Origin of the sequence: Micromonospora kangleipakensis (genome assembly GCF_004217615.1) — a bacterium.
Lineage (GTDB): Bacteria > Actinomycetota > Actinomycetes > Mycobacteriales > Micromonosporaceae > Micromonospora > Micromonospora kangleipakensis.
Genome location: NZ_SHLD01000001.1, coordinates 5488413 through 5499738, shown reverse-complemented (window position 1 = coordinate 5499738; position 11326 = coordinate 5488413). Strand labels below are relative to the sequence as shown.

General features: G+C 71.7%; 5 protein-coding genes. 4 read left to right on the top strand and 1 reads right to left on the bottom strand.

Annotated features, from left to right (window positions below; genetic code table 11):
* Positions 1 to 19 precede the first annotated feature (19 nt).
* The gene (locus EV384_RS26425) at positions 20 to 997 is read left to right on the top strand and encodes a TauD/TfdA family dioxygenase (RefSeq protein ID WP_278045648.1); all 978 of its coding nucleotides are present in this window, start codon (positions 20 to 22) and stop codon (positions 995 to 997) included.
* Positions 998 to 1026: 29 nt separating this feature from the next.
* Here the strand turns inward: EV384_RS26425 and EV384_RS26420 are convergent, their stop codons facing one another.
* Positions 1027 to 2205 (bottom strand): RNA-guided endonuclease InsQ/TnpB family protein, encoded by a 1179-nt coding sequence (locus EV384_RS26420; protein WP_130337475.1) that lies wholly within the window; start codon positions 2203 to 2205, stop codon positions 1027 to 1029.
* Between the two features lie 132 nt (positions 2206 to 2337).
* On the opposite strand from EV384_RS26420, the gene EV384_RS26415 reads away from it, so the two are divergent.
* From EV384_RS26415 to EV384_RS26405, 3 genes are read left to right on the top strand one after another with little or no spacing between them, the layout of a single operon-like run.
* Positions 2338 to 2526, top strand: coding sequence for an MbtH family protein (locus tag EV384_RS26415; RefSeq protein WP_130337473.1), 189 nt, complete (start codon positions 2338 to 2340; stop codon positions 2524 to 2526).
* Positions 2523 to 5663, top strand: a complete 3141-nt coding sequence (locus EV384_RS26410) for a non-ribosomal peptide synthetase (RefSeq protein WP_130337471.1) — start codon at positions 2523 to 2525, stop codon at positions 5661 to 5663. The genes EV384_RS26415 and EV384_RS26410 overlap by 4 nt, the downstream gene beginning before the upstream one ends.
* Positions 5660 to 11242 carry a non-ribosomal peptide synthetase/MFS transporter gene (locus EV384_RS26405; RefSeq protein ID WP_130337469.1) on the top strand — a complete coding sequence of 1861 codons (5583 nt, stop codon included), beginning with the start codon at positions 5660 to 5662 and terminating at the stop codon, positions 11240 to 11242. The genes EV384_RS26410 and EV384_RS26405 overlap by 4 nt, the downstream gene beginning before the upstream one ends.
* Positions 11243 to 11326 lie beyond the last annotated feature (84 nt).

Genomic DNA, 11326 nt, shown 5'->3' with positions numbered 1-11326 from the left:
CGCACAGGAGGAGGACCAGGTGACCGATCCGGCCGCAGCCGGGCTGCCGTTGACGATCGAGAGCGACGGCACGCCCATCGTGGAGCTGATCGAGACCCGACGCGCAGAGATCCGTGCGGCCCTGGTCGAACACGGCGGGGTGCTGTTGCGCGGCTTCGACGTCGGCGGCGTCGACGGGTTCGACCGGGTGGTGCGGGCGCTGGCGGGCAGCCCACTCACCTACACCGAGCGCTCGTCGCCACGCAGCACGATCAAGGGGCAGGTCTACACGTCGACCGACTATCCGGCGGACGAGGAGATCTTTCTGCACAACGAGAACTCGTACCAGGCGAGCTGGCCGCTGACCCTCTTCTTCTACTGCATCCAGCCGCCGACCTCGATGGGCGCCACGCCGCTGGCCGACGTCCGCCGGGTGTGCCGGGAAATCGACCCGGCGGTCCGCGAGGAGTTCGAACGGCGGCGCTGGATGCTGGTCCGCAACTTCCACGGCGACTTCGGCACCCCCTGGCGGCAGGTGTTCAACACCGACGACCGGGACGAGGTGGCGGGCTACTGCGCGGCGAACGGGATCGAGGTGGAGTGGCTCGGTCGGGACGGCCTGCGTACCCGGTCGGTCCGCGACGCCGTCCACCACCGGCCCGGCAGCGACCAGCCGAGCTGGTTCAACCACGCGACGTTCTTCCACGTGTCGACGCTGGCCAAGGACCTCCAGGAGGGCCTGTTGGCGATGTTCGGCGAGGAGGGGCTGCCGACCAACACCTACTACGGCGACGGCGAGGCGATTCCTGCCGACGTGATGGACCACCTCCGGGCCGCCTACCGGGCGGCGACGGTGCGCTTCGACTACCGGGCGGACGACGTCCTGGTGGTGGACAACATGACCGCGGCGCACGGCCGGGAGCCGTTCACCGGGCCCCGCCGGATCGCGGTCGCAATGGCCGAGCCGTACAGCCCGGCCAGCCAGCAGGATCCGATCAAGCAGCAGGAGCAGTGGTGACTCCGCTGACGCCTGAAGGCCTCAGCTTCTCAGGCCGCTTGCACGGACTGAAGGGCAAGCCCTGCCCTCAGTATGTTGCTGGCGCCAACTACGTCCGCGTGCCCGGTGTAGCCGCAGGTTACGCAGGTGAAGCCGGCTTGAGTGGGGCGGTTGTCCCGGGCACAGTGCCCACACTGGGGGCAGGTGCGGGAGGTATTGGCAGGGTTCACCGCAACCACCAGCCGCCCGGCGCTTTCAGCCTTGGCGGCAAGGATCCGCAGGAACGCCCCCCAACCCGCATCCAGGATCGAACGGTTGAGCCCAGACTTCTGCGCCACGTTGCTGCCCGGCGCGTCGAGGGTGCCGGCCGCCGAGCGGGTCATGTTGCCGATCCGCAGGTCCTCGTGCGCGATCAGATCGTGGTGTCGGACCAGCCATCGGGCGGTCTTGTGGGCGTGGTCGAGCCGCTGCCGCCGGACCCGGGCGTGCAGGGCCGCGACCCGCTCGCGTGCTTTCCGGCGCCGGTTCGACCCACGCTCGCGGCGGGCCAACACTTGCTGAGCGGCGCCCAATCGGGCAGTGGATGCGGCGAGGTACCGGGGATTGGCGACGTGTACGCCATCAGAGGTGGTCAGGAACGACGCGACGCCCATATCGACACCGACCGCCGACCCGGTGGCCGGCAGTTGTTCGGCGGGTACCTCGTCGCACGACAGGATCACGTACCACCGGCGGCCCTGCCGTTTGACGCTGATGGTCTTGACGATGCCGGCCACAGCGCGGTGCGCGTGCACCCGCACGTGCCCCACACCCTGCAGGTACAGCCGAACCTGGCCCGAATCGGGCGCCGAGTCCCAGCGGCAACCATCGCGGTCCTTGGGCCATTCCACGGTGTCGAACCAGCCGCTGCCCTTGAACCGCGGATATCCCGGGGTCTGGCCGGATTTGACCCGACGGAAGAACGCGGCGAAGGCCTTTTCCAGCCGGCGCAGGGTGGCCTGCTGGGAGGAGAACGACCAACGTGCCTGCCCCGACGGATCGGTCCGCCTGATGTCTTTGAGCTGGGTGGACTGGTCGCCGTAGCGAACCGTCACCCGGGACCGACGCCAGGCCCCCCGGCGCTCCTCCAACGCCGCGTTGTAGAGGTTCCGGTGGTCGTCGAGGCAGGCCGCGAGAGCGGCGGCCTGCCGGGCGGTTGGTCGCAGCAGGAAGGTGTACGCCCGTCTCACCACTCACGATCCAGTGACTCACGGCCAACAAGCACGCCCAAATCGTACGACGTTTGTCCACACGGGATTGAAGGGAGGGAGCGCGGATTCCCCCCGTACTTCACGGGTGCTGGTCCCCTCCGCGCGAATCTTATGACCGAAGACCGTTTCGTCGTGGTACGCAACGACGAGGAGCAGTACTCGATCTGGTCGGCCGACCGGGAGATCCCGGCGGGCTGGCAGGACGCCGGGTTCACCGGCTCCAAGGCCGACTGCCTCGCGTACGTGGACGAGGTGTGGACGGACATGCGCCCGCGGTCGCTGCGTGAGTCGGCGCGATGACGGAGGCCCGTGAGTGGACCTTCCCGGCCTCGTACGCCCAGGAGCGGGTCTGGTTCGCCAACCAGCGCGACGTCGGATCACCGGTCTACAACGTGTCCAGCCCGTGGCTGTTCCCCGCCGGCCTCACCCGGGAGCAGGCCATCGCGGTGTTCGCCGAGGTCGTCGCCCGGCACGAGTCACTGCGTAGCTACCTGCGCCTCGACGACGGCGTCCTGCTGCAGGTGGTGTGTGCGGTCGAGCCGATCGAGCTTCCGGTCGACGACCTGCGCGAGCTGCCCGACGACGAGCGGGCCGGCCGGGCCGCCGAGATCGCCGAGGAACTGGCCCGGACCGCGATCCCGCTGGACCGGCCGCCGCTCTGGCGAGCCCGGCTGGTGCGGCTGGGTGCCACCGAGTGGCGGTTGCTGCTGGTGCTGCACCACGCGGTGTTCGACGCGCACTCGGTGGCTGTCTTCCGGGGCGAGATGGACGCCCTGTCCCAGGCCGCGGTGTCCGGTACGGCGGCCGTGCTGCCCGAGCTGCCCATCCAGTACGCCGACTACGCGGCGTGGCAGCGCGAGCAGTTGACCGGTGTCGGACTGGAGAACCAGCTCGCATTCTGGCGGGACCGGCTCGCCGACGCCCCGCCGATGATCAACCTGCCGCTGGACCGCCCCCGACCGGCCGAACTCGGCTTCGCCGGGGACGAGGTCCATTTCACCCTCCCGGACGGGCTGCTCGACCGGGTCTCGGCGCTCGGCCGGGGGGCGTCCGCCACCCCGTTCATGGTGCTGCTGACCGCGTTCTCCGCCCTGCTGTCCCGGCTGTCCGGCAGCCCGGACGTGGTGGTCGGGGTCTCCACCACCGGGCGGGACCTGCCCGAGCTGGCCCCGCTGATCGGGATGTTCGTCAACCCGGTCGCGCTGCGCTGCGACCTCGACGGCGATCCCACCTTCACCGAGCAGCTCGGCCGGGTCCGGGACGCCCTGATGGACGCGATGGAGCACGGCCAGACCCCGTTCCAACTGGTCGTCCAGGCGGTCGCGCCGCAGCGGGACCCCGCGGTGCAGCCGATCTTCCAGGTGGCCATCAACTACGTGCCCGACACCGGCTTCGACCCGGTGCCGCTGGGCACCACCAAGGACGACCTCGCGTTCGACCTGGCCACCGGCACCAGCCGGCTGCTCTACCGGACGGCGCTGTTCGACCGGTCCACCGCCGAGGCGATCGTCCACCGGTACGTCCGGCTGCTCCAGGCCGCGGTCGCCGATCCGGCGTTGCGGGTCTCCGAGCTGCCGGTGCTGACCGAGGCGGAGCGGGCGCTGGTGGTGGGGGAGTGGAACCGCACCGCGCGCCAGATCGCCGAGCGCACCGTTCCGGCGCTGATCGAGGAGCAGGTCGACCGTACGCCGGAGGCGACCGCGCTGGTGTGCGACGGCGCCACCATGACGTACGCGGAGCTTGACGCGCGGGCCAACCGGCTCGCCCGGAGGCTGATCGCCCGCGGCGTCGGACCGGAGTCACTCGTGGCGTTGGCGGTCCCGCGCTCGCCGGAACTGGTGGTCGCGGTGCTGGCCGTGCTCAAGTCCGGTGCGGCGTACCTGCCGATCGACACCGGCTACCCGGCCGAGCGGATCGCCTACCTGCTCGACGACGCGGCGCCGGCGCTGGTGCTGGCCACGGCGGCCACCGCGGCGCTGGTGCCCGGCGAAGCGCTGGTCCTGCGCGGCGACGCGGACATCGACGCATCGCTGACCGGCGACGACCGCGCGCCGGTGACCGACGCGGACCGCGTCGCGCCCCTGCGGCCGGGGCACCCGGCGTACGTCATCTACACCTCCGGGTCGACCGGCCGGCCGAAGGGCGTGGTGGTCGAACACCGGTCGGTCAACGCCTACCTCGCCTGGGCCCGGCACAGTTACCCCGGCCTGGCCGGCACCGCCCTGCTGCACTCGCCGATCTCCTTCGACCTCAGCGTGACCGGGCTGCTCGGGCCGCTGACCGCCGGTGGCGCGATCCGGCTGGCCGCGATCGACGCACCCGCGGCCCGGGCCGGTGGCCGGCCCGCGTTCCTGAAGGCGACGCCGAGCCACCTGCCGCTGCTGGACGGCGAGGTGTCACCCACCGCGGACCTGGTGATCGGCGGTGAGGCGCTGGCCAGCGAGCCGCTCGCGGCCTGGCGCGCCGCGCACCCCGGGGCCACGGTGATCAACGAGTACGGGCCGACCGAGGCCACGGTCGGCTGCGTCGCGGCCCGGATCGAGCCCGGCGAGTCGTTGCCTCCCGGCCCGGTCGTCATCGGCAGGCCGATCTGGAACGTCCAGGTGTACCTGCTCGACCCGGCGCTGCGGCCGGTGCCGGTCGGCGTGGCCGGCGAGTTGTATGTCGCGGGCGATCAGGTGGCCCGCGGCTACCTGCGCCGGCCGGCGCTCACCGCGGAGCGCTTCCTGCCCTGCCCGTTCGGCGCGCCGGGCCGGCGGATGTACGCCACCGGCGACCGGGCCCGGTGGCGGGCGGACGGGACCATCGAGTACCTCGGCCGCACCGACCACCAGGTCAAGGTGCGCGGCCACCGGATCGAACTCGGGGAGATCGAGTCGACCCTGCTGGCCCGGCCGGACGTGCACCGGGCGGTGGTCCTGGTCCGCGAGGACGACCAGGGCGAGCCGTACCTGGTGGGCTATGTTGTCGGTCCGGCCGAGCGGGACGTCCTCGCCGCCGATCTGGCCCGGACGCTGCCCGCCCAACTGGTGCCGGCCGCCTTCGTCCGGCTCGACGACCTGCCGCTGACGGCGAACGGCAAGCTCGACCGGGACCGGCTGCCGGCGCCGGAGCAGGTCAGGCAGGCCTACGTCGCGCCGCGGACCGACGCCGAGGCGCTGGTGGCCGAGGTCTTCGCCGAGATCCTGCAGGTGGAGAAGGTCGGCGCGCGGGACGACTTCTTCGCCCTGGGCGGCAACTCGCTGCGCGGCATGCGGGCGATGGCCCGGATCCGGTCCGAGGTCGACCTCGACGTGCCGATGCGGTCGCTGTTCAGCCATCCGGTCGTCGCCGACCTGGCGGCCCAGATCGAACAGCTGATCGCCGCCGAGGTGGACGACCTCTCCGACGACGAGGTGGCCGCGCTGCTCTCGGCCGAGGAGGGAACGACCCCATGACCGCCGGGACCGAGGCGGCTGACCGCAACGCCAGCCGCGAAGCGCTGATCGCCCGGCGACTGCGGCGCCGCGCGGCCGCACCCACCGCCGGGATTCCCCGCCGACCCGACGGCACCGACCCGCCGCTGTCCTTCGCCCAGGAGCGGGTGTGGTTCATGGAGCAGATCGCTCCGGGCGAGGCGGCGTACCTGATGGCAGTGCCGCTGCGGGTGCGCGGCCCGCTGGACGTCGACCGGCTGCGCGCGGCGCTGGACGGGCTCACCCGGCGGCACGAGTCGCTGCGTACCCGGTTTCCGGCGGACGCCGACGGGCGTCCGCTGGCGCTCGTCGAGGACGCCGTCGAGGTGCCGCTGCGGATCGTCGAGGCGGCCGACGAGAACGCCGCGCAGGCCCTGGTCGACCGGGCCGCGGTGGAACCGTTCGACCTGGCCGCCGGCCCGCTGCTGCGGGCCCTGCTGATACGGGTGGCCGTCGACGACCACGTGCTGCTGCTGACCCAGCACCACATCACCTCCGACGGCTGGTCGGTCGACGTGCTGCTGCGTGACCTGATCGCCCTGTACCACCGGTCGGAGCAGCTGCCCGAGCTGCCGATCCAGTACGGCGACTTTGCGCACTGGGAGGCCCGGACGTTGGCCGGCCCGCAGGTGCAGCGGCACCTCGACTACTGGACCGGGCGGCTGGCCGGAGTGCCTCCGCTGGAGCTGCCGCTCGAAGCCCCCCGCCCGGCCACCCAGACCTACCACGGCGACTTCGTGGAGTTCCGGGTGGACCGGGAGGTGGTCGACGGGTTGGCCGCCCTGGCCCGGGAGGCCGGCGGCACGCTGTTCATGGCGCTGCTGGCCGCGTACCAGGTCCTGCTGGCTCGGCACTGTGGCCAGGACGACTTCGCAATCGGCGTCTCGGTCGCCGGCCGCTCCGCCCCGGAGCTGGAGAACGTGGTGGGCATGTTTATCAACATGCTGCCGATGCGGGCCGAGCTGGCCGGCGACCCGACCTTCACCGAACTGCTCGGTCGCACCCGCCCGGCGCTGCTGGACGCCTTCGAGCACGCCGACGTGCCGTTCGCCCGGGTGGTGCAGGAGCTGGGTGTGCCACGCGACGTCAGCCGCTCGCCGGTGTTCCAGGCGATGTTCGTACTGCAGAACTACGAGATGGGGCGGTTCGAGGCGGCCTCCGGCCGGGCCGACGTGGAGTTCGACTGGACCCCGATGGAGCTGCGGGCCACCCGGTTCGACATCGAACTGCACCTGGTCGAGGTCGGCAGCGGCCTGTGGGGCAAGCTGGTCTTCAACACCGACCTGTTTGACCGGTCCACCGTCGAGCGGATGGCGGCCCGGTTCGGCACGCTGCTGCGGTCCGCCGTCGCCGCGCCGGAGTTGCCGGTCTCCGGGCTGGACGTGCTGGCCGACGGCGAGCGCACGCTGGTGGTCGACGCCTGGAACGCCACCGCCACCCCGTTCCCTGAGCACGCGACGCTGCACGGACTGGTCGAGGAGCAGGTCGCCCGTACGCCGGACGCCGTCGCGGTCCGGTTCGACGGGCGTTCGGTGTCCTACGCCGAGCTGAACACGATGGCCAACCGGATCGCACACCGGTTGCTACGGGCCGGCGTGGGCCCGGAGACTCTGGTCGGGGTGTGTGCGGAGCGGTCGGTCGAGCTGGTCGCGGGGCTGCTCGGGGTGCTCAAGGCCGGCGGCGCCTATCTGCCGTTGGACCCCGAGTACCCGGCCGACCGGCTGGCGTTCATGGTCTCCGACGCTGCCGCGCCGGTGGTGCTGCTCCAGGACCGGCTGCGGGGGGTGCTGCCGGACACCGACGCGACGGTGCTGGCGCTCGACCACGAGTCCGAGTGGCGCGGTGAGTCCGGGGACGACCCGTCGCCCACCGCCACCGCCGGCAACGTCGCCTACGTGATCTACACCTCCGGTTCCACCGGGCGGCCGAAGGGAGTCGCCAACGCGCACCGGGGCATCGTCAACCGGCTGGACTGGATGCAGCGGACGTACCGGCTCGGCGCGGACGACGCGGTGCTGCAGAAGACACCGGCCAGCTTCGACGTGTCGGTGTGGGAGTTCTTCTGGCCGTTGCAGACCGGTGCCCGGCTGGTGTTGGCCAAGCCCGGCGGGCACAAGGACGCCGGCTACCTGCGCGATCTGCTGATCGCCGAGCGGGTGAGCATCGCCCACTTCGTGCCGTCGATGCTGACTGCCTTCCTCGCCGAGGACGGCATCGAGGCGTGTGCCAGCTTGCGCCGGGTGATCTGCAGCGGCGAGGAACTGCCGCTGGCGTCGGCCGTCGAGTTCACCGGTCGGTTTCCGGACTGCGAACTGTACAACCTCTACGGGCCGACCGAGGCGGCGATCGACGTCAGCCGGTGGCACTGCCGGCCGGCGGAGCTGGCGGAGCTGACCAGCGTGCCGATCGGTGGTCCGATCGCCAACCTGCGCCTGTACGTGCTCGACGAACGGCTCAACCCGGTGCCTCCCGGGGTCAACGGTGAGCTGTACATCGGTGGTGTCGGTGTGGCCCGCGGCTATCATCGGCGGCCCGCATTGACCGCCGAGCGGTTCGTCCCGGACCCGTTCGGCCCGACGCCGGGTACCCGGCTGTACCGGACCGGCGACCTGGTCCGCTGGCGGCCGCTCACCGGCTCGCGGCGGCCTCCCGGCTCGTCGGAGGCATCACCGCCGGGCGCTGACGGGACGCCTCCGCCGGCGGCCGGCGTAATCGAATTCCTCGGCCGGATCGACCACCAGGTCAAGCTGCGTGGCCTGCGGATTGAGCTCGGCGAGATCGAGAGCGCGCTGCGCGAGCAGGACGGCGTGGTCGAGGCCGCGGTCGTGGTCCGCGAGGACACCCCTGGCGACAGGCGGCTGGCCGCCTACCTGGTCGGCCCGGCGTCGGCCAGCGAGCTGAAGACGGCGCTGAAGCAACGGCTGCCGGAGTACATGGTGCCGGCGGCGTTCGTGTCGCTGGACGCGCTGCCGCTGACCTCGAACGGCAAGCTCGACCGCAGGGCGCTGCCCGCCCCGGTGGCGGCCCGCGAGTCGGCCGTGGAACTCGTCGAACCCCGTGACCCGACCGAACGGACGCTGGCCCGGATCTGGTCGGAGGTGCTCGGCGTGCCGGCGCTCGGCATCGACGACGACTTCTTCGACCTGGGCGGGCACTCGATGCTGGCCACCCAGGTCGTCGCGCGGATCCGCAAGGCCGAACTCGCCGGCCGCCCGGTCGGCGTGATGGACCTGTTCCAGAACCGGACGATCCGCGATCTCGCCGGGTTCATCGACGGACCGGCGCAGGACGACGGGCCGCGCCGGCTGCTCTACGAGCTGACCAGGCCGGTCCCGCCGGCCCAGCGGACGCTGACCTACGTCTGCGTGCCGTACGGCGGCGGTAGCGCCATCGTCTATCAGCCGCTGGCCGACGCGCTCCCCGACGGCGTCGCGATGTATTCGGTGGCGATCCCGGGGCACGACGTCGGCCTCGAAGAGGACGCGGTGCCCCTCGACGAGCTGACCGGTCGGGTCGCAGCGGAGGTGCTGGAGCGGATCTCCGGCCCGCTCGTGCTCTACGGGCACTGCGGCGTCGGTAGCGCGATCGTGGCCGAGGTGGCCCGCAAGATCGAGGCGGCCGGCCGGGACCTGGAAGCGGTGTACATCGGCGCGATGTTCCCGTTCGCCCGGCCCAAGGGCGTCTTCTCGGCGATGCGTACCCGGCTGGAGGCGTTGCGGAGCAACAAGCACTACGCGAGCTGGCTGAAGGGCATGGGGGTCGACACCGACGAACTCGACCCCGAGCAGGCCGACCGGATCATCAGCAACATGCGGGCGGACTCGCGGGCCTCCGAGGAGTACTTCACCGGGCTGCTGGACCGTCGGGTGGAGAAGCTCCGGGCGCCGATCGTCTCGGTGGTCGGTTCGGCGGACCCGGTCACCGAGTACTACGCCGAGCGGTACGCGGAGTGGCAGTTCCTCAGCGACACCCTCGGCCTGGTGGTGCTGGACGAGGCCGGGCACTTCTTCCTCAAGCACCGGGCCGACGAACTCGCCGAGATCGTCACCGCGACGCATCCGGCGCTGGCCGTCGGCGACACGACCGCGCTGGAACCCGAGGCGCGGGGGGCGGACGCGGCCTGGGCGCTGCGCGACTGGCAGCGCCTCACCGCGGACGCCGACGAGACCACCCACACCGTCAGACCGAGCATGGGCCGGTTCCTGGCCGTCTCGCTCGGTCAGCTCGTCTCCACCACCGGGTCGGCGTTGACCAGCTTCGCGCTGCCGATCTGGCTCTACAGCCGGACCGGATCCGTCACCGACCTCGGCTTCCTCTGGGCGCTGGCGTTGATCTGCGGGGTGCTCACCCTGCCGGTCGCCGGCGCGCTGGTCGACCGGGTCGACCGGCGGCGGATCATGCTGGTCGCGAGCTGCGTCTCGGGCACCTTGCAGCTGATTCTGGCGGGGCTGCTCTGGTCCGGACAGCTCGCTCTGTGGGAGATCTACGCGCTGGTGTCGCTGAGTCAGGTGGCCGCCTCGTTCCAGCGGATCGCGTTGCAGTCGGCGGTGCCCCAGCTGGTGCCGAAGCGCTATCTCGGCCACGCGATGGGTATCACCCAGCTGACCAACGGGTTCGCGCTGCTGCTGATGCCGGTGATCGCGGCCGGTCTGCTCGCCGCGATCGAGCTCAAGGGCATCCTGCTGATCGACGTGGCGAGCTATCTGTTCGCGGTGCTGACCCTGCTGTGTATCCGCTTCCCCGACTCGTTGGGCTGGCGGCCCAGGGAGCCGCTGACGGTGGCCATCGTCAACGGGCTGCGCTACTCGTGGAACCACCGCGGCTTCCGGCCGATGCTGGGCTACTTCGCGCTCGGGAACGTGTTCCTGGCTCCGGCGCTGGTGCTGACCACCCCACTCGTGCTGTCCTTCGGGACGGTGGCTCAGGTGGCCCAGGTCGCCGTCGCGGAGGCGCTCGGCGCGATCGCGGGCGGCACGTTGATGGCCGTCTGGGGAGGCCCACGGCAGCACCGGATGATCGGGGTGCTGATCGGCAACTTCGGCACCGCCGCGGGCTGTGCGCTGGTGGGCGTCCGCCCCTCGATCGTGGTGGTGACGGTCGGGCTGTTCCTGATGACCATGGCGATGGCCACGGCGCAGGAGATCTACGCCACGATCGTGCAGGTCAAGGTGCCGCAGCGCTATCACGGACGGGTGTTTGCGCTGAACCAGACCATTTCCTGGTCGACCCTGCCGATCGGGTTCGCGCTGCTCGCCCCGTTGGGGACCGCGCTGTTCGAGCCGATGCTCGCCCCCGGCGGCGCGCTCGCCGGCTCGGTCGGCGCGGTCATCGGGGTCGGCCCCGGACGCGGAATCGGGTTCGCGTACCTGGTGTTCGGGTTCGTGCTCGCGCTGGTTACCGGCGGTGGGTTCCTGACCAGGGCGTTGCGCCGGTTCGACACCGAGGTGCCCGATTCGCTGCCCGACGACCTGATCGGCGCTCAAGAGCGGGCGCGGCGGCCGGCCGCAGCGAAGGTCGAGGACCGAGAGGCGCTGCCGCCACTGTTGCCGTCGGCCTCCTGACGGGTAGCGGTTCGAGCAGCCGGCGCGCCCGTTCGTCAGTGACGGTCGCGAAGCACTTCCTGGCGGCCGGCGGCGGTCCGGGCC